Annotated in this window: 22 protein-coding genes; 9 read left to right on the top strand and 13 right to left on the bottom strand. The window is 38.0% G+C overall.

Annotated elements, in window-relative coordinates:
- Window positions 1–6 precede the first annotated feature (6 nt).
- The gene (locus CWD90_RS07660; protein ID WP_103475356.1) at window positions 7–3,465 is read right to left on the bottom strand and encodes a methylmalonyl-CoA mutase family protein; all 3,459 of its coding nucleotides are present in this window, start codon (window positions 3,463–3,465) and stop codon (window positions 7–9) included.
- 255 nt (window positions 3,466–3,720) lie between these two features.
- Here CWD90_RS07660 and purU point away from each other — a divergent pair, with 255 nt between their 5' ends.
- The gene (gene purU / locus CWD90_RS07655) at window positions 3,721–4,572 is read left to right on the top strand and encodes a formyltetrahydrofolate deformylase (protein WP_103475355.1); all 852 of its coding nucleotides are present in this window, start codon (window positions 3,721–3,723) and stop codon (window positions 4,570–4,572) included.
- Window positions 4,573–4,627: 55 nt separating this feature from the next.
- Window positions 4,628–5,329 (top strand): DUF4197 domain-containing protein, encoded by a 702-nt coding sequence (locus tag CWD90_RS07650; RefSeq protein WP_103475354.1) that lies wholly within the window; start codon window positions 4,628–4,630, stop codon window positions 5,327–5,329.
- A 273-nt stretch (window positions 5,330–5,602) separates the two neighbouring features.
- On the opposite strand, the gene CWD90_RS07645 is transcribed toward CWD90_RS07650, so the two are convergent.
- Window positions 5,603–6,382, bottom strand: a complete 780-nt coding sequence (locus tag CWD90_RS07645) for an alpha/beta fold hydrolase (RefSeq protein ID WP_103475353.1) — start codon at window positions 6,380–6,382, stop codon at window positions 5,603–5,605.
- Window positions 6,383–6,566: 184 nt separating this feature from the next.
- Here CWD90_RS07645 and CWD90_RS07640 point away from each other — a divergent pair, with 184 nt between their 5' ends.
- A complete protein-coding gene (locus tag CWD90_RS07640) occupies window positions 6,567–6,764 on the top strand; it encodes a hypothetical protein (protein WP_103475352.1) in 198 nt (65 codons plus the stop codon).
- A gap of 5 nt (window positions 6,765–6,769) precedes the next feature.
- Here the strand turns inward: CWD90_RS07640 and pyrF are convergent, their stop codons facing one another.
- Window positions 6,770–7,588 (bottom strand): orotidine-5'-phosphate decarboxylase, encoded by an 819-nt coding sequence (gene pyrF / locus CWD90_RS07635; protein ID WP_103475351.1) that lies wholly within the window; start codon window positions 7,586–7,588, stop codon window positions 6,770–6,772.
- A gap of 5 nt (window positions 7,589–7,593) precedes the next feature.
- Window positions 7,594–8,670, bottom strand: coding sequence for a peptide chain release factor 1 (gene prfA / locus CWD90_RS07630; protein WP_103475350.1), 1,077 nt, complete (start codon window positions 8,668–8,670; stop codon window positions 7,594–7,596).
- A 386-nt stretch (window positions 8,671–9,056) separates the two neighbouring features.
- Here prfA and CWD90_RS07620 point away from each other — a divergent pair, with 386 nt between their 5' ends.
- Window positions 9,057–9,719, top strand: a complete 663-nt coding sequence (locus tag CWD90_RS07620) for an ATP-binding cassette domain-containing protein (RefSeq protein ID WP_103475348.1) — start codon at window positions 9,057–9,059, stop codon at window positions 9,717–9,719.
- Here CWD90_RS07620 and CWD90_RS07615 read toward each other — a convergent pair.
- The 4 genes from CWD90_RS07615 to CWD90_RS07595 form a co-directional block, all read right to left on the bottom strand.
- Window positions 9,708–10,754 carry an FAD:protein FMN transferase gene (locus CWD90_RS07615; RefSeq protein WP_317045712.1) on the bottom strand — a complete coding sequence of 349 codons (1,047 nt, stop codon included), beginning with the start codon at window positions 10,752–10,754 and terminating at the stop codon, window positions 9,708–9,710. The two genes, CWD90_RS07620 and CWD90_RS07615, sit on opposite strands and share 12 nt — an antisense overlap.
- Before the next feature lie 193 nt (window positions 10,755–10,947).
- On the bottom strand, window positions 10,948–11,388 hold the full coding sequence (locus tag CWD90_RS07605) for a QcrA and Rieske domain-containing protein (RefSeq protein WP_103475346.1): 441 nt from the start codon (window positions 11,386–11,388) through the stop codon (window positions 10,948–10,950).
- 49 nt (window positions 11,389–11,437) lie between these two features.
- Window positions 11,438–12,616 carry an AIR synthase related protein gene (locus tag CWD90_RS07600; RefSeq protein ID WP_103475345.1) on the bottom strand — a complete coding sequence of 393 codons (1,179 nt, stop codon included), beginning with the start codon at window positions 12,614–12,616 and terminating at the stop codon, window positions 11,438–11,440.
- Between the two features lie 89 nt (window positions 12,617–12,705).
- On the bottom strand, window positions 12,706–14,892 hold the full coding sequence (locus tag CWD90_RS07595; protein ID WP_103475344.1) for a glutamine synthetase III family protein: 2,187 nt from the start codon (window positions 14,890–14,892) through the stop codon (window positions 12,706–12,708).
- 196 nt (window positions 14,893–15,088) lie between these two features.
- On the opposite strand from CWD90_RS07595, the gene CWD90_RS07590 reads away from it, so the two are divergent.
- A complete protein-coding gene (locus CWD90_RS07590; protein WP_103475343.1) occupies window positions 15,089–16,102 on the top strand; it encodes a glutamine synthetase beta-grasp domain-containing protein in 1,014 nt (337 codons plus the stop codon).
- Between the two features lie 75 nt (window positions 16,103–16,177).
- Here CWD90_RS07590 and CWD90_RS07585 read toward each other — a convergent pair whose 3' ends face one another.
- Entirely contained in the window at window positions 16,178–17,803 is a 1,626-nt protein-coding gene (locus CWD90_RS07585) for a carboxypeptidase-like regulatory domain-containing protein (RefSeq protein WP_103475342.1), read from the bottom strand.
- A gap of 22 nt (window positions 17,804–17,825) precedes the next feature.
- Window positions 17,826–18,764 (bottom strand): calcium/sodium antiporter, encoded by a 939-nt coding sequence (locus tag CWD90_RS07580; RefSeq protein WP_103475341.1) that lies wholly within the window; start codon window positions 18,762–18,764, stop codon window positions 17,826–17,828.
- Window positions 18,765–19,479: 715 nt separating this feature from the next.
- Here CWD90_RS07580 and CWD90_RS07575 point away from each other — a divergent pair.
- From CWD90_RS07575 to CWD90_RS07565, 3 genes are read left to right on the top strand one after another with little or no spacing between them, the layout of a single operon-like run.
- The gene (locus tag CWD90_RS07575; protein WP_103475340.1) at window positions 19,480–20,496 is read left to right on the top strand and encodes a DHH family phosphoesterase; all 1,017 of its coding nucleotides are present in this window, start codon (window positions 19,480–19,482) and stop codon (window positions 20,494–20,496) included.
- Window positions 20,493–21,038, top strand: coding sequence for a gliding motility-associated peptidyl-prolyl isomerase GldI (gldI, locus tag CWD90_RS07570; protein ID WP_103475339.1), 546 nt, complete (start codon window positions 20,493–20,495; stop codon window positions 21,036–21,038). Before CWD90_RS07575 ends, gldI begins: the two co-directional genes overlap by 4 nt.
- Window positions 21,039–21,049: 11 nt before the next feature.
- Window positions 21,050–22,156 carry a peptidylprolyl isomerase gene (locus CWD90_RS07565; protein WP_103475338.1) on the top strand — a complete coding sequence of 369 codons (1,107 nt, stop codon included), beginning with the start codon at window positions 21,050–21,052 and terminating at the stop codon, window positions 22,154–22,156.
- Between the two features lie 139 nt (window positions 22,157–22,295).
- Here CWD90_RS07565 and CWD90_RS07560 read toward each other — a convergent pair whose 3' ends face one another.
- Together CWD90_RS07560 and CWD90_RS07555 are read right to left on the bottom strand one after the other, a co-directional pair.
- On the bottom strand, window positions 22,296–22,757 hold the full coding sequence (locus tag CWD90_RS07560; RefSeq protein ID WP_103475337.1) for a CBS domain-containing protein: 462 nt from the start codon (window positions 22,755–22,757) through the stop codon (window positions 22,296–22,298).
- A 167-nt stretch (window positions 22,758–22,924) separates the two neighbouring features.
- The gene (locus CWD90_RS07555; protein ID WP_103475336.1) at window positions 22,925–24,385 is read right to left on the bottom strand and encodes an aminoacyl-histidine dipeptidase; all 1,461 of its coding nucleotides are present in this window, start codon (window positions 24,383–24,385) and stop codon (window positions 22,925–22,927) included.
- Window positions 24,386–24,458: 73 nt separating this feature from the next.
- Here CWD90_RS07555 and CWD90_RS07550 point away from each other — a divergent pair, with 73 nt between their 5' ends.
- On the top strand, window positions 24,459–25,526 hold the full coding sequence (locus CWD90_RS07550; protein ID WP_103475477.1) for a DUF3810 domain-containing protein: 1,068 nt from the start codon (window positions 24,459–24,461) through the stop codon (window positions 25,524–25,526).
- A gap of 154 nt (window positions 25,527–25,680) precedes the next feature.
- Here CWD90_RS07550 and CWD90_RS07545 read toward each other — a convergent pair whose 3' ends face one another.
- A complete protein-coding gene (locus CWD90_RS07545; RefSeq protein ID WP_103475476.1) occupies window positions 25,681–26,484 on the bottom strand; it encodes a DUF6503 family protein in 804 nt (267 codons plus the stop codon).
- Window positions 26,485–26,555 lie beyond the last annotated feature (71 nt).

The following is a 26,555-nucleotide window of genomic DNA, read 5'->3' as shown; positions in this document are numbered from 1 at the left end:
TCTACATTACATATTCCTCCTATACTGCCCTCCTACTCCAAATAATGCTTTGGTAATTTGTCCTAAGGAACAGAACTTTGTAACCTCCATTAGTCTTTCAAAAATATTATCACCTTTAATGACTGCCAACTTCAAATCCTCTAATTGTTGCCTTGCCGAATCGCCCATTCTAGTGTGTAATTTTTCCAATGTATCAATTTGAGCCTGTTTTTCAGCCTCTGTGGCCCGGATAACCTCTGCCGGCAAAATTGTAGGTGAACCTTTGGAGTTTAAAAACGTATTGACCCCAATAATAGGTAAGTCCCCATTGTGCTTTAGCGTTTCATAATATAGGCTCTCCTCCTGAATCTTAGACCTCTGATACATTGTTTCCATGGCCCCAAGAACTCCCCCACGTTCCGTAATACGGTCAAATTCCAACAATACGGCCTCCTCTACCAAGTCTGTCAATTCTTCTATTATAAATGACCCCTGTAATGGATTTTCATTTTTAGTGAGGCCCAATTCCTTGTTTATTATTAATTGAATGGCCATGGCCCTACGAACCGACTCCTCTGTGGGGGTGGTTATTGCCTCATCATAAGCGTTGGTATGTAAAGAATTACAATTATCATAGATAGCGTAGAGCGCTTGTAAAGTAGTTCGGATGTCGTTAAAATCAATTTCCTGGGCATGCAAGCTGCGGCCCGAAGTTTGAATATGATACTTTAACATCTGTGCCCTTGGACCGGCATCGTATTTAAAATTCATAGCTTTTGCCCAAATCCTACGGGCAACCCTCCCTATCACCGCATATTCGGGATCAGTCCCATTGGAAAAGAAAAAAGACAGATTAGGACCAAATTTATTGATATCCATCCCACGGCTTAAATAATACTCCACATAAGTAAAACCGTTAGAAAGCGTAAAGGCTAATTGAGTAATAGGGTTGGCTCCTGCCTCTGCAATGTGATAACCTGAAATAGAAACCGAATAAAAATTACGGACGTCGTTCTTTATAAAGTAATCCTGAACATCACCCATTAGACGCAGGGCAAATTCCGTAGAAAAAATACAGGTATTTTGAGCCTGATCCTCCTTTAAGATATCTGCTTGCACAGTACCCCTTACCTTATTCAGTGTTTTCTTTTTAATTTCCGCATATACATCACTGGGCAAGATTTGATCTCCAGTAATTCCTAAAAGCATTAGCCCTAGACCATTATTGCCCTCGGGCAGCCCACCTATATATTTAGGTCTCATCAGGCCCTGGCCCTTATAAATTGTCGCTATTTTATTTTCAACCTCTTTTTCCAATCCATTTTTAATAATATACTTCTCACAATTTTGATCAATAGCTGCATTCAAAAAATACCCCAACAACATAGGTGCAGGACCATTAATGGTCATACTCACAGAGGTTGTGGGACTACACAGATCGAAACCGGAATACAATTTCTTCGCGTCGTCCAAACAACAAACAGAAACGCCCGCATTGCCTATTTTGCCATAGATATCCGGCCTGTTATCAGGATCATGGCCATAAAGGGTTACCGAATCAAAGGCTGTTGATAATCGCTTGGCCGATAACCCCAAGCTAACATAATGGAATCGCCTATTTGTACGTTCCGGACCACCCTCTCCGGCAAACATCCGGGCTGGATCTTCCTCTGTTCGCTTAAATGGATAAAGTCCAGCAGTATAAGGAAACTCACCTGGCGTGTTTTCCTGAAGAATCCAGCTTAGAATGTCTCCCCAAGCCTGATATTTTGGAAGCGCTATTTTAGGAATTTTCGTGTGGGCTAAGGATTTTGTATGTGTTTCAATTTTAATTTCCTTTCCCCTTACGTTGAATTTGAAGACTGGCAATCCGTACTGTTGAACCCTGTTTTCCCAATTCAAGATAAGTTCCCAGTTATTGCGATCCAAATTCATTTTTATATGGTCGAATTCCTTCGACAATAGCTCCAATAACAGTTTTTTATCCTCAGGCACGGACAACTTTAGTATTCCGTCGATATCTAACCCGCTTTTCTTCAGAAATGAATTAAAATCTATATTGGTGTCTACTCCAGAAATAGATTTAATAGTAATAAAAATACCATATAATCTTTGGGCCAGGTCCGCTTGAGAACGGGCCCTTTTATCAAAAGACCTATTGTTTTCGGCTATTTCCGATAGGTAACGAGTTCGGGAAGGAGGTATTATAAAAATCTTTTGTGCATCGGTAATGGTAATTTCGAATTGAGAATTGAAAGCCGTTCCGGTTTTTGTAACCAACTTGTCCATGACCGACTTATACAAACGATTCATTCCTGGATCATTAAACTGTGAGGCCACGGTACCGAAAATAGGTAGCTCATCTGGATCAGCCTCCCAAAGTCCATGATTACGCACATATTGTTTTTTCACATCCCGAAGTGCATCAAGAGCCCCTCTTTTATCGAACTTGTTAATGGCCACTATATCTGCAAAATCCAACATATCTATTTTCTCCAACTGTGTTGCCGCACCAAATTCGGGCGTCATGACGTAGAGAGAAACATCACAGTGTTCTATTATCTCGGTATCCGATTGTCCTATTCCCGAAGTTTCCAAAATAATTAAGTCGAATTCCGCAGCTTTTAGTACTTGAATTGCCTCATCAACATGTTGGGATAACGCCAAATTGGATTGCCGGGTAGCCAATGAACGCATATAGACTCGGGAATCGTTAATAGCATTCATGCGAATACGATCTCCCAACAAGGCACCACCGGTTTTTCTTTTTGAGGGGTCCACGGAAATTATTCCAATAGATTTACTTTGAAAGTCCACTAAAAACCTTCGGACCAATTCATCTACCAAACTAGACTTCCCAGCACCTCCCGTTCCTGTAACTCCAAGTACCGGCACGGTACTTTTAGAGCGTGTTAAACCCGAAAATATCTTTGTAAATTCCTCGTGCCTGTTTTCGGCCAAAGTTATGAGCCTAGCTATGGCATTCGCATTCCTTTCTTTTAAATATTGACCAATTTTTTTACCCTTAGGCTCTTTGAAAGATGGAATAGGAAAATCGCTTTGCCGGACCAGATCATTGATCATACCCTGCAGCCCCATAGTCCTACCTGCATCTGGGGAATATATTCGGGTTACGCCGTAATCCATTAAATCCTTAATTTCCTCGGGCAAGATTACCCCTCCACCCCCACCAAAAATTTTAATGTGGCCTGCACCCCTCTCCAATAAAAGGTCGTACATATATTTAAAATACTCATTATGCCCTCCCTGATATGAAGTTATGGCTATGGCATTCACATCTTCCTGAATGGCACATTCCACAACCTCCCATACACTTCGATCATGACCTAAATGAATAACTTCCACCCCTGTGGACTGAATAATGCGTCGCATCATATTAATAGCAGCATCATGACCATCAAAAAGGGATGCAGCGGTGACGATACGAACCTTATTTTTTGGAATATACGGGAGCTGCTGCTTCATATTAACAATACTATTACACTTTAATTGATCTCATTAAAATCACCTATTGCGGAGTAGTTCCGCACTGCTGTTATTGGAGATATTGAAATACCTAGGTTTCCACATTTTAAAAGTCAAATAAAAGACAATTATTTGGGTGCAATTTAGCGAAATCGCAAAATATACAGTCATAAAATTAGAATATTATAAAAATAGTCCCTAGTAAGAGTACTTCATTCCTAAAATCCTAATTTTACAGCTTAAAACAAGTATACTTTGAAGACAACCATCCTCATTAATTGCCCAGACCAATCTGGAATAATAAGTACCGTAACTGGATTTATACATAAAAAAGGCGGCAATATAATTTACATTGATCAACACGTAGATAAAGAAGCTGGTGTGTTTTTCATGAGACTGGAAAGTGATTTTGAAAAGAACATTCCGGCAGTGAAGAATTTGAAACAAGAATTTGAAAGCGAATTGGCCCAACCCTACCAAATGGAGTGGAGTTTGCATTTGGGATCCTTTAAACCAAAAATGGCCCTATTCGTTTCTAAATACAATCATTGTTTATATGATTTATTAAGCAGATACAATATAGGCGAATTGGAGGTTGAGATACCCTTTATCCTTAGCAATCACAGTGAATTAGAATATGTAGCCAAACAATTCGAAATTCCTTTTTTCCATATTCCGATAACAAAAAGCACAAAAAGTGAAGCGGAAAACCGTCAATTGGCCCTTTTAAAGGAGTACCAAATAGATTTTATTGTATTGGCCCGATATATGCAAATAGTGAGTGGCAAAGTCATTGACCAGTATCCCAATAAAATTATTAACATACACCATTCGTTTCTTCCTGCATTCGCTGGCGCTAAGCCTTACCACGCTGCCTTTGAAAGAGGGGTTAAAATTATTGGGGCCACAAGCCATTATGTTACCGAGGAACTGGATGCTGGTCCTATAATAGAGCAGGATGTTACTACTGTAACCCACGCACATAGCATTAGTGACTTTATAACCAAGGGGCGAGATTTGGAGAAAATTGTTCTTTCCAGAGCCGTAAAACTTCATATTAGAAGAAAAACCATGGTCTATAATAACAAGACGGTAATTTTCTCGTAATCCATGTACTAAATCCCAATAGCTTAAGTTATAGTAATAACATTAAAATTTAGAAATGAAAAAAATATTATTAGCCGTAATCCTATTCCAATTTTTAGGTTGTTCAGAATTACAACAGGTGGTGAATCAATTACCACAAGGAGGCGCCATCGGCAATGACGAAATTGCAAATGGACTTAGAGAGGCCCTTACTATGGGCATTGATAAACAAGTAAGTAAACTAACCCAAACCGATGGGTTTTTAAATAACGAACTTGTAAAAATTATACTCCCGGAGGAACTGCAAAAAGTAGACAAGACCCTAAGGGATATAGGTTTGTCCAATTTAGCCGATGAAGGACTTAAAATTCTGAACAGGGCAGCTGAGGATGCCGTTAAAGAAGCAACTCCCATATTTGTGAACGCCGTTAAAGGAATCAACTTTAACGACGCTAAAAATATTCTATTGGGATCGGACAATGCAGCTACTGTCTACCTTACCAATACTACACAAACAGAACTCTACAATAAGTTTAATCCAGTTATTAAAACTTCCTTTGAAAAAGTGGGGGCAGATAAAATATGGAATAATCTTATCACGAGATACAACAACATACCCCTTACCAATAATGTAAATCCGGACCTAACGGATTATGTTACCCAAGAAGCTTTGAAAGGTGTATTTACGATGATTGCCGTGGAAGAAAAAGAAATTAGAACCAAGGTATCTTCTAGAACCACAACTGTATTAAAAAAGGTTTTTGCCATGCAGGATTAAAGGTTTAAAATTTATATGAAATTTGCACAATAAATCTAATTTCTATCCGTTACAATTACAAGTATACGCTACAGCCTATTAATTGCCAAAATGGCAATACAACTATAAAATAAAAGTTTGAGTTAGTATTTTTTGAGTTAGTTAGTTTAAAACCGGTGGGAGCACCGGTTTTTTTTATGACCTAGTGTTAATTTATTATCACGAAGTATTGCTATAATTGCGACCGTTAAGATGGACCCAATTTCATAAAATATCCTGAGAAAGGTCTATGGACTATTTCACTAATAGATATTCTATTACCGTATCATTAAAAAATTGTGGTTGCTCTACATTCACCACATGCCCACAGTTTTGGACTACAATCAACTCTGAACTTTTATGATCCTGAACAATTTGTTTAATGGTAGGTAAAAACAAATAATCCTCGGCACCCATCACATAGAGTGTTGGGATTTTAATATCAACCGTTCTGAAAAAATGGAGTAAAGGATTAATTTCCGATGTTAATTTAAACCAGCGTATGAATTCCTTTTGGTATAATTTCTTGGCTTCTCTAACAAAAAGCAAACGGGACTCCTTATGATTCTTATTTGGCATAATCACAAATGCAAAAAATTTATACAGCCATAAATAAGGAACTATTGATTTTAATATAACACCGAGCTTCATCAATATCTGGGACCTTAGATTCAATTTCATAATAGCCCCGCCCATAATCATGCTTTCCACCCTATGTGGATGCTTTTCGGCCAAATTTCGAATTAGAATGGTACCCAGAGAAATCCCTATAAAATGAGATCTTTCAATTTTTTCGTAATTGATAACCTCCAATATATCCTCGGTTATATTATCAAATGTATACTTATCCTTAAAGGCGTCCTTAAGATTAGGCTTGGAGTTTCCATGCCCCCTAAGATCTAAAAGAAGTACATTAAAATGTTTTTTAAATTCCCTGAGCTGCTTATACCAAATAGTGGAGCTACCTCCCGCACCGTGTACAAAAGTCACCCATTTAATGGAAGTATTATGAATATGTGTATTATAACTGATCAATATGCATTTTTTATAAAAGTAGCATTAAATATAATAGCCGTGATAAGGTTCAAAAATATCAAATTATACCACTGACATTACCGCTAGGTTAAAAAATAGATAAATTACCTGATTATTAGACCAATACCCCCTAACAGAGTCTGTTTGAACCTTGTTTCTATTTATATTTGTTAAAAAAATATTTATGGAAAATCAATATTGCAAAGTCGGCTCAGTTACACCTATGGAGAACGGTACCCATGAAATTAACTTATTGGAGTACCAGTATCAAAATTTCATGGATAAGGCTTCAAGTATTAAACATTCAGATTTAAAACTTGCTGAGTTTTTTGAATTGAAAGCCATGAAAATCCAAAAAATAATCCAAAACTTGGTTCAATAAAAGCTTTAGCGTTTTTTTAGCTCCAAACTCATTTCCAATTGCAGTTCTCTAGCCTTTTCAGCCGATACCTGCGCAAAATCTTTTTGGTCCGAGGCGTAAATAATTCCTCTTGAGGAATTCACCAAAAGTCCCACATTATCGTTCATACCATATTTACAGACTTCGGATAAACTGCCGCCCTGTGCCCCTACCCCTGGTACCAGCAAAAAACTCTCAGGGACAATTTTTCTTATTTCAGTCAAAAAAGTAGCTTTTGTTGCTCCTACGACATACATTAAATTTCCTGAATTTGCATAGGTTTTTGAAATTTCCAAAACCTCCTTATACAGCTCCTGACCCTCTACTATCTTCGTCTGAAAATCAAATGCCCCCATATTGGAAGTAAGTGCCAATAGTATAGTATGCTTATCCTTAAAAGTTAAAAACGGCTCCACAGAATCTCTTCCCATATATGGTGCAATGGTAATCGAGTCAAAGCCCAGATCTTCAAAAAATGCCTTGGCATATCTCGAGGAAGTATTGCCTATATCGCCGCGTTTGGCATCCGCAATAGTAAATATTTCAGGATAATTGCTATTTAAATAGTTAATCGTTTTTTCCAAAGCCTGCCAACCTTTTATTCCGTATGCCTCATAAAAGGCAATATTGGGTTTGTAGGCAACACACAAATGGTGTGTGGCATCTATAATGCCCTTATTAAATGCAAAAATGGGATCATTCTCATTTAGTAAGTGCTTTGGAATTTTATCCAAGTCTGTATCCAATCCTATACAAAGAAAGGATTCCTTTTTTCGGATCTGTTCAACTAAAAACTGAGTGGTCATAGGAATTAAAAAATCTCAGAGGCTTCTTTTAATTTCTCCGTATTCTCGACTAAACTTAGTTCGTCTATGATACGTTGAATATCCCCATTAATAATGTTTTGCAAGTCATAAAGAGTTAAACCGATTCTATGGTCGGTTACCCTGCCTTGTGGATAATTATAGGTTCTAATTTTAGCGGAACGGTCACCACTGCTCACTTGGGAATTTCTCTTGGCAGAATCTTCCTCCTGCTTTTTTGCCAGTTCCATATCATACAAACGCGAGCGCAACACCTTGAATGCCTTTTCCTTGTTTTTGTGCTGTGATTTCTGATCTTGGCACTGGGCCACCAAGCCTGTAGGTAAGTGGGTTAAACGTACGGCGCTATAAGTTGTGTTCACCGATTGACCTCCAGGTCCAGAGGAACAGAAAAAATCTATTCGAACCTCCTTGGGGTCGATCTGTACATCAAAGTCTTCCGCCTCAGGAAGCACCATTACGGTAGCGGCACTGGTATGCACCCTACCTTGTGTTTCAGTTTGTGGAACGCGTTGAACACGATGTACTCCAGCTTCAAACTTAAGGGTGCCATAAACATCCTCGCCCGTAACCTCGAACTGGATTTCCTTATAGCCCCCACTGGTACCTTCACTTAGGTCAATAACATTCGTTTTCCATCCCTTGGATTCACAATATTTGGTATACATTCTAAAAAGGTCACCGGCAAAAATACTTGCTTCGTCACCTCCTGTACCTGCCCGTACCTCAACCACTACGTTTTTGGAATCTTCCAGATCCCTTGGTATCAGCATAAATTTAATTTCATCCTCCAATTTGGGCAATTTTGCCTTGGCCTCTTCCAACTGCATTTTAGCCATATCTACCATTTCGGGATCACTACCATCGGACAAAATCTCCTCTGCTTCGGAAATATTATTGGTGAACTCCAAATAAAGAGTTCTCTTATCCACTAGCCGTTTTAAATCCTTATATTCCTTGTTTAGCGCCACATAACGCTTCTGGTCGGCGATAATTCCTGGCTGAATTATAAGGTCCGAAACCTCATCGAAACGTTGCTTTACTATGTTTAATTTATCTATCATATACAATCTACACTTGGATTGCGAATTTACGATAAATTTGTACATTTAAGCATATCCTAATAATAGATGAATTCAATTTTCAAGTTTAGAACCTATCAATTAGGTTTTCTCTTTGCCAAGCCGTATCTATGGATATCCTTTCTTATTACCCTTTTTATGCTGTTTAGCGGTAGGGCTATCTTTAATATGCCCCATCTAAACACCATGATCCTGACCTCCAAAATATTATTCTACTTAGGCCTTTTTCTATTTTATTTTGAAATTGGCCTCAGAAAACGTTTGACGTTTTATCAAAATTTTGGCATCTCAAAAACCGTCCTTTTTGTCTTGGCACTATTGTTCGACACTATCATTACCTTCACAATTGTAAACCTCATCCTTGTATTTTGATATTGGAAATAGACAGTGTTGACCTGGAGTTTGATGGCAAAAAGATCCTATACGGAATTTACATAAAGTCGGAAATTGGAAAAGTCACCGGAATCCTTGGACGAAATGGAAGTGGAAAAACATGTTTATTGAGAATTTTGTTCGGAGATTTACAACCAAAATACAAGAACATTCGCAGTAATGAAAAATGCTTTTCAAAACCTTTGTACCAAACAAGTATAATTGGTTATCTGCCCCAATATCCACTTTTACCAAAGAATTTAAAGATCAATCTGGTATTTAAGTTATTTAATGTTTCGTGGGAGACCTTTATCTACCATTTTGAAAGTTTTAAAAAATACGGCAATACAAAAATCAAATATTTATCCTCTGGCGAGGTCAGGGTTATTGAAGCCTATTTAATACTTATGTCGGGGAAAAAAATAATACTTCTAGATGAGCCATTCTCCTTTATAGCACCACTATATGTGGAAAAATTTAAAGCTTTGATCAACGAAATAAAAAAGACCAGTATTATTATTTTAACCGATCACTTCTACAAGGATATCGTAGAGGTAAGTGACACTATATATCTACTTAAAAATGGCTGTTCAAAAAAAATAACAAGAAAAGAAGAACTGATTAGTGAAGGCTATTTGTATAAGGGTCTAATCGAATAAAATACCACTGCTTTTGTGCATCTTGTTATTACTATCCACAATAATCACCTCAGTTCCCTTTAATTGGTTTATCAAGGCCATTCCCGAATCAACCCCAAGTACAAAAATAGCCGTGGCCATAGCATCTGACCATTCAGCTGTTTTTGAAAAGACAGATACACTATTTATTCCAGTAGTAGGAAGTCCTGACCGCGGATCAATAATATGGGAATATTTTTTTCCTTCAAAGGAAATATATTTGTCATAGCTTTCTGAAGTAGCAACGGAAGATTCCAGGACAGGCAACCAAGAAAATATCTTATCCTTACTAAGTGGATTGGCAATACCGATCAACCACTTCTCCCCTGTTGCCTTGGTACCCCAAGATGTAAGATCTCCTGATGCATTAATAACTCCTGCACGTACTTGTTTTTCCACCATCAGTTCTTTGGCCTTATCAACAGCATAACCCTTGGCTATAGCCCCCAAGCCAATCTTCATCCCTTTCATTTTTAGGAATACCGTATGATTATCCTCATTGAGAACAATTTTACCATAACCTACCTTACTCACAGACTGCCTAATCTGATCATTGGTGGGCTTGTATTTCATAGTGCCATCAAATTTCCAAACTTTGTCCAACCCGGCAAATGAAATATCAAAAGCGCCATCGGTAATTTCTGAAATTTGATTTGCCCTTTCTATTAGCTTAAATAGTTCAACACTAACCTTAACCGGTTTTATGCCGGCATTTCTATTGATTTCTGAGGTTTCCGATTCCTCGTCCCAAGAAGACATCAGCTTTTCTATTCTTTTAATTTCAGATACGGCCTCTTCGATATTTATATATCCTATTTCCTCGTTATCGGCCACAATGGTAATATCAAATTTTTCCCCCATTAAGGTCACGGTTCGCTGTACCGTAACGAACTTTTGTACTTGGGCATGGCACATTAGCGCCATCCAAAATAAAATAAGAGAAAATAAGATCCTCACCTTAAACAAAGTTAAAGATTGAACTATTTTCCTTCTTAAAAATAGAAATTGAATTTCCATTGAAGAATTTTAGTTCATAAATAGGGGCCCAATAAAAATTAACTTTTTCCCTGATCAGAAATCCCATATCATTAATAGCTCGCATAATTCCATTATCTAAAAAAGGAAATATCCAAAAGGCATAAAATAAACGGATGTAGAACAATATTGGTGAAAAACTCATGAAAAAATGTAGGTTATAAATCAGATTTGACTATTCAAATACACGAAGGATCTGCCCGTTCAACTCCGTATTAAATATTTTTAGTTGCTTTGCTGGATTACTATCCACTTGATTTAAAGGTGTGCCGTCCAGTTCAAATCGTGACCCGTGTACATCACAGTGAAAAATACCTCCATTACTAGTCGTAAAACGCACTTGGTCATAAGATTCATGACTACAAACCTGACTAGCAGCCACAAAGTTACCATCCAAATCTTTAACGACCACCACCAAATTTTTTAAAATAAAACTGCCATTGTTCGTCAACTTGGCTCCCTCGGAAGAATTCAAATCAATAGTGAAGTCTACACCAGTCGGGACTTCCACAATATCGCCGTTGTCATTATCTTTAGAGCAACCATTTAAACATGGAAATGTGAGCGCAAATGCTGCACCCGTTCCTAAAGTCCTTAAAAACTGCTTTCTTTCCATAGCGTAATTTCTTTATAAAACAACGCTAAAAAAAAGGTATTCGTATACCCTAATACTCAAAGGTGCCGTACTCGCTTTCAATTGTGAGTTTTTTAACAGAATTAGCTTCCACTTTGCCAACAATTTGAGCTGACACGCCAAAGCTTTCCGAAATAGCAATAAGATCACTTGCAATAGATGGGTCAACATACAATTCCAACCTGTGGCCACAATTAAAAACTTGGTACATCTCCTTCCAATCTGTCCCGGATTGTTCCTGTATTAATTTAAACAATGGAGGGACCGGAAATAGGTTATCTTTTATAATATGGAGGTTTTCCACAAAATGAAGAATTTTGGTCTGCGCACCACCACTACAGTGTACCATTCCATGAATAGCACTCGAATCGTATTTCTTGAGTATTTTTTTGACTATTGGCGCATAGGTCCGGGTTGGCGACAAAACTAATTTCCCTGCATCCAAAGGAGCGTTAGGAACCTCATCCGTCAATTTCACATTCCCGGAATACACCAAATCCTCAGGCACTGCTGCATCATAGCTTTCAGGATATTTCTCTCCTAAGTATTTTGCAAAAACATCATGTCTGGCAGAGGTAAGACCGTTGCTTCCCATACCTCCGTTATATTGCTTTTCGTAACTGGCTTGTCCATAAGAAGACAATCCAACAATAACATCTCCCGCCTTAATATTGGCATTGTTGATTACTTCACTTCTTTTCAATCTTGCGGTCACCGTGGAATCCACAATTATGGTACGCACCAAATCCCCTACATCAGCTGTTTCCCCACCCGTAGACCTAATGGTAATTCCGTGTTTTTCCAAATCCGAGATCAACTCTTCCGTACCATTTATTATGGCAGAAATAACCTCTCCTGGGATTAAATTTTTATTTCTCCCTATGGTTGAGGACAACATAATGTTGTCCGTAGCCCCAACGCAAATTAGATCGTCCACATTCATGATCAAGGCATCCTGGGCTATTCCCTTCCAAACGGAGATGTCCCCAGTCTCTTTCCAATACATATAGGCTAGAGAAGATTTTGTACCTGCCCCATCGGCATGCATCACCAAACAGTAATCCTCATCATTGGTAAGGTAATCGGGTACAATTTTGCAAAAGGCCTGAGGAAACAAGCCCTTATCAATATTTTTTATGGCATTGTGCACGTCTTCTTTAGAAGCAGAAACTCCTCTTTGATCGTATCTTTTGCTGTTGGATGAGCTCATGAATAAAAGTTTGCGACAAAAATAGTGGAATCCATAAAAAAAGCCCACTAATTGTGGGCTTTTAATCCAATTATTTATAAACGTCCAAATTATTTAATGAACAACAGTTCCCTATATTTGGTTAGGGGCCAGTATTCATCTCCTACCAATTGCTCCAATTTATCGCAATGGTAGCGTATTTCATCAAAATAGGGTCGCACATTCTCACAATAGGCAAAGGCCTTCTTGTTTATATCCGACATATTGTTGGCTTTTTTTCTTTCGTCTACCATAGCATCGGTCTTAATTTTTATGGCACGGATATGTTCAGAAATTCGCTCCACAATATCCAATTGACTTTCGGACATTTTTTTATGGGCAGCACCATATATCTCCTTTAGGCCTACGACGTTTTTTATCAATTTATTCTGATATTCTACCGCAGCCGGAATTACATATCCATAAGCAAGCTCATTAAAAACCCTTCCTTCTATTTGAATATGAAGAATATATTCCTCCAATTCCACTTCTTGCCTTACCCTTACCTCTATTTCGCTCATGACGTTCATAGACTTGAACAATGCCAAGCTTTCCTTGGAGGTAAGTACCTGTAATGCCTGAGGTGTGTTTTTATTATTGCTCAACCCTCTGGATTTGGCTTCATTTTCCCATGCTGCACTATAACCATCGCCCTCGAACCTAATCCTTTTGGAGGTTTTAATATATTCCCTTAGAACATTAAAGATAGCCTCATCCTTTTTAAGTCCCTTCTTGTCCACCAATTGATCCACCTCTTTTTTAAAGGCAATAAGTTGTTTGGCCACAATGGTGTTCAGAACCGTCATTGGCTTAGCGCAATTGGATTTGGACCCTACACCTCGCATTTCAAATTTATTTCCAGTAAATGCAAATGGAGAGGTACGATTACGATCCGTATTGTCCAATAATATTTCAGGGATCTTACCGACCACGTTAAGCTTTAATTCCGTTTTTTCTTCCGGAGATAATTTTCCTTTGGTAACCCCTTCCAATTCATTTAGGACCTCATTTAATTGTTCGCCTATAAATATCGACATAATGGCAGGTGGTGCCTCGTTGGCACCCAACCTATGGTCGTTACTTGCGGAAGCTATGGAAGAACGCAATAATTCCTCATAATTATCTACGGCCTTTATAGTATTCACGAAAAAAGTCAGAAACTGCAAATTTTTCATTGGGGTGGACCCTGGACTAAGCAAATTAACACCGGTGTCTGTTGCCAAGGACCAATTGTTATGTTTCCCAGAACCGTTTATATCCTTAAAAGGTTTTTCGTGAAAAAGTACTTTAAAAAAGTGCTTATCAGCAATCTTTTCCATGACATCCATAAGCAAAAGATTGTGATCTACCGCCAAATTGGTTTCCTCAAAAATTGGTGCCAATTCAAACTGGTTCGGTGCTACTTCATTATGTCTTGTTTTTACAGGAATACCCAATTTGGTACATTCCATTTCCAAATCTTTCATGAAATTCAACACCCGATTTGGAATAACCCCGAAATAATGATCATCCAATTGCTGACCTTTTGCTGCAGAATGCCCTACCAATGTTCGGCCGGCCAAACTTATATCCGGGCGGGAAAATGCCAAGGATTTATCTATTAGGAAATATTCCTGTTCCCAACCCAAGGTAGCATAAACTTTGGTTACGTTTTTATCAAAGAACTTTGCAACGGCAGTAGCGGCCTCATCCATGGCGTTCAATGCCCTTAAGAGTGGCGCCTTGTTATCAAGGGCCTCACCGGTATAAGCCACAAAAACAGTTGGTATACAAAGGGTGCTACCATATAAAAATGCAGGAGATGTTGGATCCCATGCCGTATAGCCCCTGGCTTCAAAGGTGTTGCGAATTCCCCCATTGGGGAAACTGGATGCATCGGACTCTTGCTGAACCAATTGGCCACCTCCAAACTTCTCCATTACCCTACCCTCCGTTGAAAAGTCAAAAAAAGCATCGTGCTTTTCTGCAGTTGCTCCGGTGAGTGGCTGAAACCAATGCGTATAGTGGGTAGCCCCCATAGATATGGCCCAAGTCTTCATTCCTTCGGCCACCTGATCGGCTACTTTTCTATCTATTTTGGCACCGGACACTACAGCAGCCTTCACCCTGTCATACGCATCTTTGGTCAAGTATTGCAACATACGCTCCTCATTGAACACGTTCGCCCCAAAATATTCCGAACGCCTACCAGTTTCTTCAATTTCCAATTTACTCCTAGTATGACTGTTAGCTATAGCCTTAAACCTTTGATTTGACATAAATACATTTTTGACAAAAATAACAATTCATTAAAATAATCCACAAAAAATAATTATTTAATAATTTACCCCCTAATTTTTAGGGGGTTCAAAAAAAATAACATCGTTATAATCATTTAACCCGCTAAAAAATGGCGTATATGACGAAAATTATTATTTTTGTCTGCGTTAATAATAAAAATCAACAAGAAATATTATGAGCAAGTCTAAATTAGAATACATTTGGTTGGATGGGTACGAGCCCACACAGAACATGAGGAGTAAAACTAAGGTTGAGGAAAATTTCAGCGGTAAATTGGAAGATTGCCCAATCTGGTCCTTTGATGGAAGTTCAACCCGCCAGGCCGAAGGAGGATCTTCTGACTGTGTGTTAAAGCCAGTAGCCATTTATCCTGATCCACATCGCATCGATGGTTTTTTAGTAATGACCGAGGTTATGAATGCCGATGGTACTCCGCACATATCTAACGGTAGGGCTACAATTGAAGATGAAGACAACGACTTCTGGTTTGGATTTGAGCAAGAATATTTCATAATGGATACAAAAACAGAACTTCCGTTAGGATTTCCAAGAGGAGGATATCCAAAACCACAGGGTATGTACTACTGTTCTGTTGGTGGTCTAAATACCCATGGTCGTGATTTAGTCGAGGAGCATGCTGATGCATGTATTGATGCAGGACTAAACTTTGAGGGTATCAACCAAGAAGTAGCTTGTGGGCAATGGGAATTTCAATTGTTTGCAAAAGGTGCAAAAAAAGCCGGTGATGAAATTTGGATTGCCAGATATTTATTGGACAGATTAACTGAGCAACATGGTTACTATATTGAATACCACCCAAAACCTCTTGGTGACACCGATTGGAATGGTTCAGGTATGCACGCAAATTTCTCCAACACTACCTTGAGAACTTGTGGTTCTAGAGAAGTTTACGAAAAAATATGCGAAGCCTTCCGTCCAGTTGTTAAAGAGCACATTGCAGTTTACGGTGAGTTCAACGACCAACGTTTAACAGGAAAGCATGAAACAGCATCTATACATGACTTTAGTTATGGTATTTCTGACAGGGGAGCTTCAATTAGAATTCCGATCATTACAGTTCAAAAAGGCTGGAAAGGTTGGTTAGAAGATAGAAGACCAGCTTCTAACGGTGATCCGTACAAAATTGCAGGTAGAATCGTTAAAACGGTTAAATCCGTTAAAATATAAAGAGAATAAAAATAATTGTTGATTATTTTTACCGACCGTTCCTTTTGAAAAAGAGGGGCGGTTTTTTATTTCTCCCTATTTTACAATGGCACCTTCTTTAAGAAGTGGGGTATTCATCCAATAGTCATTGTAATTATCAGGTTTAACAATGGGCTGATCCTGGAATATAGGCCAATTTTTATCCATAAAAAGGCGGTCCTCCGGATATTGATTTATTGGTTTTTGTTGCTGAACAAAAAATTCCCTGAATTGCATTAGGGAATAAGTCTCCGAGTAATCCAACTTGTTGCCCTCCAAATCGATAATATTATCCATTACCACACTAAAATCTTCCTTTTTAATATCTGCAGGATCCGCATAAAAAATCTCCAAGGCCTGATCTCCAAGGTTCAACTTAGGATACAACGCTACGGTTACATTATCTTTAAGAACAATGTTCTCTATTTCAATGCTCTTACCTTTATAACTGATATTGTAATTTTTATCCTTGAGCACCTTGAAATGCAAGGGCTTCCTATTAAATATAATTTCAAATCGCTTGTTTTCAAAATTGATAACAACATCCTTGACGGTAAAAACCGGTAGCACTTTTACCTGAAATTTATTGCTGAAGGAAATATAACTGGGAAACATTTTGTCATCCTGCTTCTTATACTCCACTACAGTTCGGTAAAGTAACCTATCCTCTATTTTTTTACTGGTCTTACTTATTTTTCTAGTCCCCAACAAAGCATCATAGGTAGCGTATTCCAATTTATGGATTTCAAAGTTGTCCTGTGAAATATAAATCTTGCCCCGGACCATATACTTCCAATTATGCTTATATATGTCAATCACATACAATGATTTCCCGTCCAAATACGTATCTTTTTCCAGAGAAAAATCATGGTTTTTTAAAAAATCGGCATCCAAATGATCAACAAAGGAATAGGAAAAAGTGTTATAATTCCTGATGGCATCCATTATACGTAAAATAACAAACTCATTGCCACCATAGCTGTTCAAAAAGGCTTTAGGAATCGTCTTGGTCTTGTATTCACCATAGTCATATAGCCTTTCACTTAAAGAATCAATTGGAAAGTTCGTGTTTCTAAAATATTCGTATATCCTAGTATTGGAATCCTCATAATCAGAAGTCCCGAAACCCTTGTCGAACACCTCAACAATTGCCTCATTCAAATTGGTATATCCTCCTGATTTCCATTGGTAATCCCTGTAGTATCCTACATAGGACTGTGGATTAAAGGGATAATTCAACGGAATATTTTTGATCGAATGATCAATAATCTCCTCTGCAGAAGTGGGCTTATCATTCTTATTTCCAGCAATTCTTCCTTTTCCTCTTTTTTTGGAAGCCGCTAATGTAACCTCATCCAATTGGATAAGCATAGGTTTTAGATATATCCGATTGATTTTATCAGATAATAACTCGCCCATTACAATTTCCCTGGAATCATAACCCATAGAAGTGATTTCCAAAGTGTCATTAAGCTCCCTAAATTTAAGAGGGACCCTAAAACTACCGTCATTGTTGGAAATTACCCCCACAGCCCTATTCTTGACCCTAATACTCGCAAAGGATATAGGCTCTACTGTTTCCGCATCGATAAGCATTCCGCTTACAAATTCGCTTTGCTGGCTATAACCAACTGCATATGACAAAATTAAGAAAGCAATAAAGTTCCATTTTAAACTTCCCATAAGCCAAATTTGATACCGCCTTTTAGGTTATAGTTAAATATACAAATGCAATGTATACAGCAAGAAGTATTAATCCATCTCGCCAGCCTAACCTGAGTCCTCTTGGCAGAAACACCAAGGGAAGTATCATAAAAGACACCCCCAACATCCAAAAAATATCGTTAGTCAACAGACGTTGATCTACTAATTTGATTGGTGTAATCATTGCTGTAATTCCCAAAACCGCCAGAAGATTAAAAATATTGGACCCAATAAGATTTCCCAGAGAAATGGCTTTTTCCTTTTTAAGCACCGCAATTATGGAGGCCGCTAGTTCAGGTATACTAGTTCCAATAGACACTACGGTTACAGCGATTACACGCTCACTAACACCGTAAAAGGTAGCCAATCCCACGGCACCCTTTATCAATAATTCGGACCCACCCCAGAGCGCTAGACCACCAAGGCCTAAAAATAATACCGTTTTATACAACGGCAACGGAACATCATCCTCAGGTAATTCATCAACAACCGCAGTTTTCTGAAATCGCAATAAATATACCAGAAAGATGAAGAGTACTACCACCATTACAAGGCCCTCATATCTTTGAATTTCACCATCAAAATAAATAAACCCAAAAAATAATAATGAAGCCAGCATCATAACCGGCCAATCGGTAGTATAGAAGCTCTTTTTTACGTCTATACTACCCAAAATAACAGTTATTGCCAGTACCAAACCTAGATTGGCAATATTGGAACCCACAACGTTGCCTAGCGCCAAATCGGGAAAGCCGTCCAAAGCGGCATTGACACTTACAATAAGTTCTGGAGCAGAAGTTGCAAAGGAAACTACAGTCATCCCAATAACGATTTTCGGAATATTGAGCTTTAAGGATAAGGCAACTGCCGCTTTCAAAAGCCAATTTCCCCCAGCAATCAATAAAGCAAGTCCTAAAACAATATAAAGTAAATCTGGCATCAAAAGGTTTTCCCGCAAATATAACCAAGAATCTGACTTTTTTTTCTTCCAACCTTAGCTTTCAAGAAAATCATAGAAACAGAATTTAGCGGCCCCAAAGAACTATGGCCCCCAATGAAATGTATAAAAAATGGTCTTTTCCGAATTAAAACCTCCTTGCAATTCAAAAAAATTCATAATACATGCATTACTTGATTGCACTTTAGAACATTAAATAGCAATTTCAATTCAATAAAACAACTCACTACAAGGGGTTATATTATAATTTACAACTCAAGTGATTCTTTTGATTATAAAATTGTATTCAAATGTAATATTTCCGTCTTTAAGTTTTGGAAATCTACCTTTCTATTGTATATCTTGAATGGATAATCGATTATTATACAATTCGCTAACCATTAAAACATGACTTATGATTACACTAACCAAGATTCTGTTGTTTGTAATAATTTCAATAATTCTTTCGAAATAAGGAAAGGTTTTATATGCCTATATACATCATTAACGTCTCTGTACCGATATGGCAGGGACGCTATTATGCTGGAACATTGAATTCCCTCCCCGTTTTAGCTAAATTACGAATAACACAATTTGTTACTTTATTTTTCCTTACCTTAAGGAACCTCCTTTTTATAATACATACATTAGTTCACATATTGTAAAAAATAGATTCGTGGAATAATGGCATATATTATTAAATTGTATCTTTGCGCGCATGAATTTAGAAATTACAAAGGCAATTAAGACGTTACTGAACGTACCACAAAAAATTGTAATTATACCGCATAAAAACCCTGATGGTGATGCAATTGGCTCTACCTTAGGGCTATGGCATTATTTAAAGGATAAAGGCCAGGACGCTACCATCATAGTACCCAACGATTTTCCTAAATTCTTGAAATGGATGCCGGGAACCGAGCATATATTAAATTTCGAGAAAGACTCTTCAACGGCCAAGCTGCTCATTAACAATGCCTCGGTTATATTTACTTTAGATTTTAATCACTTGGGTAGGATTGGGCAATTGCAACCATTACTAGAAGGGGCGTCAGCAACATTTGTGATGATAGACCACCATCAAGAACCCGATGATTACGCTAAAATCACTTACTCTGATGTTAGTATGAGTTCCACTTGTGAAATGGTTTACAATGTAATCGAAGGCTTAAAGGACGTTGAGTGCATTACCCCGGAGCTTGCTATTTCATTATATACGGGTATCATGACCGATACCGGATCTTTTAAATATTCTTCCACCACTAGCCGCACCCATACTGTTGTTTCCAAATTAATTGAAAAAGGCGCAAAAAATACGGAGGCACACAACAAAGTATATGACACCAATACACCAAGTAGATTGCATCTACTTGGTTGTGCATTAAAAAACATGGTAATCTTAGAGGAGTTCAACACTGCATTTATCACCCTATCACAAGCAGAATTGGACGCCTACGAATATAAAAAAGGGGATACAGAAGGTTTTGTGAATTACGGCCTAACCTTGGAAGGAATAGTCTTCGCTGTCATTTTTATCGAAAACAAGGAAGAAGGAATTATTAAGATTTCTTTTAGGTCTGAAGGTGACTTTTCAGTCAATGAATTCGCCAGGGCCCATTTCAACGGAGGCGGACATACTAATGCCGCAGGGGGCCGAAGTGATATTTCTTTGGAAGATACCACAACCTTTTTTAAATCTCTGTTACCCAAGTACAAAGCCGATTTAAACTCATGAAGCAATTCTTATACATTTTCCTGATTACTGCCCTTGTTAGTTGTGGTGGCCCAGAACCCAGAAAACCGATTAAAGTTAAAACGGGAAGTATTATACGGAAATCCGTGGAACGCAATAAAGAGCTATTGGCCATGGAGGAAAAACAAATAATGGAAATTATTAAAAATGATTCCCTGAACACCTATTTCTCAAGCGGCATTGGTTCATGGTACCATTATATACAAAAGAACGACAACTCTGATTATCGCCCACAAACAGACGACTTGGTAACCCTGGAATACAATGTGATCAGTTTTAACAAGGACACCATTTATTCCAAGGAACATGTTGGGATTTTAACTTATAAAGTAGATAAACAAGACCTTTTTCCAGGCCTAAGAAACAGCATAAAACTATTAAAGGAGAATGAAAGTGCTACATTTTTATTCCCCTCCTCGTTAGCATATGGGTATCACGGGGACAGTAATAAAATTGGGGTAAACGCACCCATTAAATCCACTATTACCATTTTAAAGATCGATAAACAAAAAGAGAACAATTAAAATTAATTAAAATGAAGAAAATTTATTTATTATTGGCAATCGTATCCATAGCATTTTCGAGCTGTAAGTCTAGCAAGCATGCCGATTTGGGAGATGGTATTTTTGCAGATATCACCACAACTAAAGGAGAAATTGTGCTTAAATTGGAGTACCAAAAGACGCCTTTGACCGTTGCCAATTTTATTTCCCTAGCAGAAGGCAAAAATCCCTTTGTTAGCGATAGTCTTAAAGGAAAAAAATACTATGACGGTATTGTCTTCCATAGAATAATTAAAGACTTTATGATTCAAGGTGGAGATCCAACTGGAACTGGTATGGGAAATCCTGGCTATAAATTCAAGGATGAGTTTAACGATTCACTTACCCACCATAAGGCAGGTATCCTATCTATGGCCAATTCCGGACCTACTACCAACGGTAGTCAATTTTTCATTACCCACAAGGAAACCCCTTTTTTAAATGGCAGACATACTGTATTTGGTGAGGTTGTTGAAGGAATGGATGTTATTGATTCCATTGCCAATGTTAAAACAGCAGAAGGAGACAGACCTGTGACGGATGTCGTCATGAACACCGTTCAAATTATAAGAAATGGTAAGGAAGCCAGGAAATTTGACGCTGTAGAAGTAATGAGCAATTACTTTGCCGAGGCAGAAGAAAAAGTCAAGGCAATGGAGAAAATGAAAACCGATTTCGTAGCCCAGCTTACTACCGAGGAAAATACGGCTAAGGAACTTCCTTCTGGACTTAAAATTCTTACCTTAACCGAGGGCAATGGAGAAAAGCCTAAAGTGGGTCAAAAGGTGAGTGTACTATATGCCGGGTATTTATCTGACGGATCACTTTTTGATAGTAATTACGAAGAGGTTGCAAAAAAATATGGAGTCTACGACGAAGCTAGAAAACAAGGCCGTGGCTATGAAGCCATTCCTATGGACTATAGCCCTGAGGCTAGGATAATCCCTGGTTTCAAGGAAGGTCTAATGGAAATGAAGGTTGGAGACAAGGTTCGCTTGTTTATACCATCCCATTTAGGATACGGAGAAGCCGGATACGGGCCAATCCCACCGGATGCAAAGTTGGTCTTTGACCTAGAAATTACGGAAATAGCGCAGTAATTACCTTGCACAACGGAAAAAAGTCCCTTGCTGGTTTCAAATTAATGAAAACCAATAAGGGACTTTTTAATTAATAATCGTTATGATTGTAATAAAAAATATCCTGAAATAGGTCTAAAACGACAAATAGGAAGAAAGATTATTTCCAGTTTGTCGATTTAAGCTTCAAAGTGGCTTTTAATATATCTTTCTGTGAAATTTGTCCGACCAATTTTCCATTTTCCACTATTGGAAAACGTCTGCGTTTTTCATTTAAAAACTTATTTGCCGCATCAAAAATATTCATATTGCCATCAATGGTTTCCACATTTTTAATCATGTGCCCTTCCACTGTTAGATTGGAGCTTGGCAAATTGTGATATCTGTTTTCGCTAATATGCTTTATACAATCACCTTCAGAAATCATCCCGATCAATTCGTTTTTGTCATTTACCACCGGACCTCCTGAAATTTTATATTTCAAAAGTGAAACAATAACTTCTTCAACAGATTGTTCAGGCTTAAAAGTAATCAGTTTTCTGGTCATATAATCACACACCCTTAGAGGTGGCTCCTCGCTAGGTTGTTGAATTCTTCGCCCTTGAAAACTTTTAATTCCCATTACGGATATAACTTTGTTTCTTTTAAAAATAAGGAATTTTAGGATGCCAACCTAGAAAAATCATTCCGTTATTACTAAAGTCAGACATCCCTATAAACTATATAGACTGTGATTTCATACCGTCTTTAAGATTTAGGAACGTTAAACAACTCGACTTTGGCTCCCTTCTATTTTTTTGGAATTTCCTCCAAAATTTTTAAAATAAACTTCCAAAATTTTTGCAATGACGTAATACTGGCGCGCTCATCAGGAGAATGGGCCCCTTTAATGGTGGGTCCAAAACTTATCATATCCACATCAGGATAATTCTGCCCAAGTATCCCACACTCCAGCCCTGCATGACATGCCACTACATTGGGCTGTTCCTTAAACAATTCTACATACTTGGATTGCAAAAGCTTTAGAATATCAGAATCAGGATTAGGATTCCAACCGGGGTAATCTCCACTTAAAGTCACTTCATATTGCGCTTCTTCAAAATTATTTTTAAGTTTTTGGGCCAATTCCGTTTTACCGGCCTCAACGGAGGACCTTGTTAAACATGCTATTTTTATAGTGCCATTTTGAACTTCAACCCTGGCAATATTATTGGAGGTCTCCACTAAACCCTCCATGGACCTGCTCATAGCGTACACACCATTATGGGCATTCTTTATAGCCTTTAACAAAGCACTCTGGGCCAGAGTTTCCATTACCTTTAGGGGAGTAAGGGTTGGCTCTAATACAATTTTAAGCTTAGGCTCTATAGCTACAAATTCCTTCGATATACTATTGACCCAATCTTCTGCCAATTCATTGAGTTCCTTGGAATCCGATTCATTTACCACCACCAATGCTGTACTTTCCCTGGGAATTGCATTTCTTAATCCGCCTCCTTCTACTTTCGCAACTCTCAAATTCAGATGCTTTTGCCCTAACATTAAAAAAGCATTCATAATCTTATTGGCATTGCCTAGACCTTTATGGATATCCATACCGCTATGACCTCCAGAAAGCCCCTTTACTACTATTTTATAAGCAAGGGTCCCTTTAGGCAAAGATTCTTCCTTATAATTTCCATTGGCCGTAATATCTATTCCACCGGCACAACCAATATCTATCTCATCATCATCTTCCGTGTCAAGATTTAATAAAATGTCACCTTCCAACAATCCGCCTTTTAGGCCTTTTGCCCCCGTCATTCCCGTTTCTTCATCAATAGTAAATAAGGCTTCCAGGGAAGGATGGGGAATTTCTTTACTTTCCAAGATTGCCATAATAGTAGCTACTCCCAAACCGTTGTCGGCTCCCAAGGTTGTGCCTTTAGCCCTAACCCAATCACCGTCTGCGTACATTTCTATTCCTTGGGTACTGAAATCAAAATCGGTATCTGCGTTTTTCTGATGTACCATATCTAAATGGGATTGGAGAATGATTGTCTTCCTATTTTCCATTCCCTTGGTTGCTACTTTTTTTATGATCACATTTCCTACCTCATCTATTGAAGTCTCCAAGCCAAGAGATTTCCCAAATTCCATCATAAATGCTATAACGCACTCCTCATGTTTGGAAGGTCTAGGCACTTCATTTAAATCGGCAAACTTATTCCAGATATTCCTAGGCTCTAAATTCCTTATTTCTTTGTTCATGTGTATAAATTATAAGTTCAAAAATACAGATAGAAAAAACAACCATGCTAGATTAATGGTTATTTTTGAAACGATGAACAGCAAAATTAAAAATCTGATTGCCCTGCTAATTATCCCGCAGGTTATCATAGTGAAGTGGCTGGGGAATTACCCTGAATTTATAGAAACCTATTACAGTAAAGGAATATATCCGTTTATTTCAGGATTTTGGCGAACAATATTGGGCTGGATTCCTTTTTCCGTCGGTGATATCATATACGCACTTCTAATTATCTTGGGAGTAGGTTATATCATTGTGAATAGAATGTCCATTAAAAAAAACCTCCTCGGATTTTTAAGGGATATTGCCATGGTCTTATCTGTAGCTTACTTTACATTCTATATCTTATGGGGATTAAATTATTACCGTGAACCCCTTGCTAAAACTATGGAGTTAGGGGATAAACACAGTCAACAGGACTTGGTAAATTTTGTGGAGCAACTTATTCGTAAAACCAATGAGATCCATTTTCAAATTACCAAGGACACAAGTAAAATAGTTGAAGTCCCCTATACCAAAAAAGAAATTTTCGAACTCACCTTAAAAGGTTATGAATCCCTTGAAAAACAAATACCTTTCTTCACTTACAACAGACCCAGCCTAAAGAAGTCGATATTTAGTACGGCTTTGACCTATATGGGTTATGGCGGCTATTTAAATCCGTTTACCAATGAAGCCCAGGCCAATAGTAAGTTACCCAATTTTAGATTTCCGGTCATATGTGGCCATGAGATTGGCCATCAATTGGGTTTTTCCGCCGAAAATGAAACCAATTTTATAGGCTATCTGGTTACGGCCAACAATGAAGATATTTATTTTAAATATGCCGCTTATTCCTACGCCCTAAGTTATTGCCTGAACGAGCTTGCTAGACGGGATCATGATGTCTTTAAAAGCCAATACAGCAAACTTAACCCTGGCGTTAAAAAGAATTATAGGGAAGAGGCCAACTTCTGGCAGGCACATGAAAATCCGCTAGAGCCTGTTTTTAAATCTATATTTAACACCTTTTTAAAAGCCAACAATCAGAAAGGGGGTATAAAAAGTTACAACGCCGTTGTTTCACTCTTGGTAAACTATTATCAGGAAAATCCCTTATAAAGAAATACATAGCGCCGCAAAAGTCATGTAAAATTAAAACAGCATCAATTACCCAAAGCAAATAAATTATTGGATAAACCCCTATAAACAATCAAAGAACACTCCTAATGTAGCACTAAATACTATTGTTCATTTTGGGGAATACCCTTAATGGTTACTCTTGCACTTTTCCTTCAACAAATACCCCATTTTCGGGCTTCGAAAAAAAACTTTCCGGCTTGGACTGCTCACTGAACGCTACCTGTTCAAAAACAACCGGTTTTCTAGGTTCTTTAATGGTGCGCCCTTCGGAACTGTACCACATCAATGAGCTTGGAACCATTAGTCCATTTACTTCCGCCCAATCCTGATACTCAATCCAATTTACATTATCGGAACGCTCACCACTACGGTAGCTCACTGAATATCCCAGCCAAGCCATTTCATAAGTCTTCGGGTCATAGTGCAGAAAATATTCATCTTTATAGGAGGTGCCTACCCCAGACTTAAAGCGAATGGCTATACCAGGATAATTTACCCCTTGATACACCAAATCTTCCGTATCGTCATAAATTATTCCCTTATCGCCCAACATAAATGGCATATTAAAAAAATAAGACATTAAGTTGTGATAAAAAACGGGGTCACCTTTATAGGCATTTTCTTCGCTCTGCAGCCATACCTTTTCCCCATCAAATCCAATGGCGTATCCCGGACCGTCTATCCTATCTTTTCTAGACTGTAGATCGATCGTATGTAGCTCCTCCCCTAGTTTAAAAAACAAACTCTTTTTGTTCTTCCAATTCGCAATTCCACCATGGGCTTCAAAAACCTTTAACAATGGTTCTGGATATCGGTCAAGGTTTATATTTGATTCCGTTTTAGGTTCAGTTATTTCCACATTAACTTCCTTTGTTTTATTTTCCTGCTTGCAGGATAACACGCTGGCCAACACCAACACTACAATCATATATTTCATCGTGCCTATCTTTAGTTGCTCCATTCGTCGCATAACTTTAATTAAGTTAACAATATTATATTATTTTTGCA

The sequence above is a fragment of the Arenibacter catalasegens genome (assembly GCF_002909235.1).
Classification (GTDB): Bacteria; Bacteroidota; Bacteroidia; order Flavobacteriales; family Flavobacteriaceae; genus Arenibacter; species Arenibacter catalasegens.
This window is presented reverse-complemented; position numbering and strand designations above follow the sequence as displayed.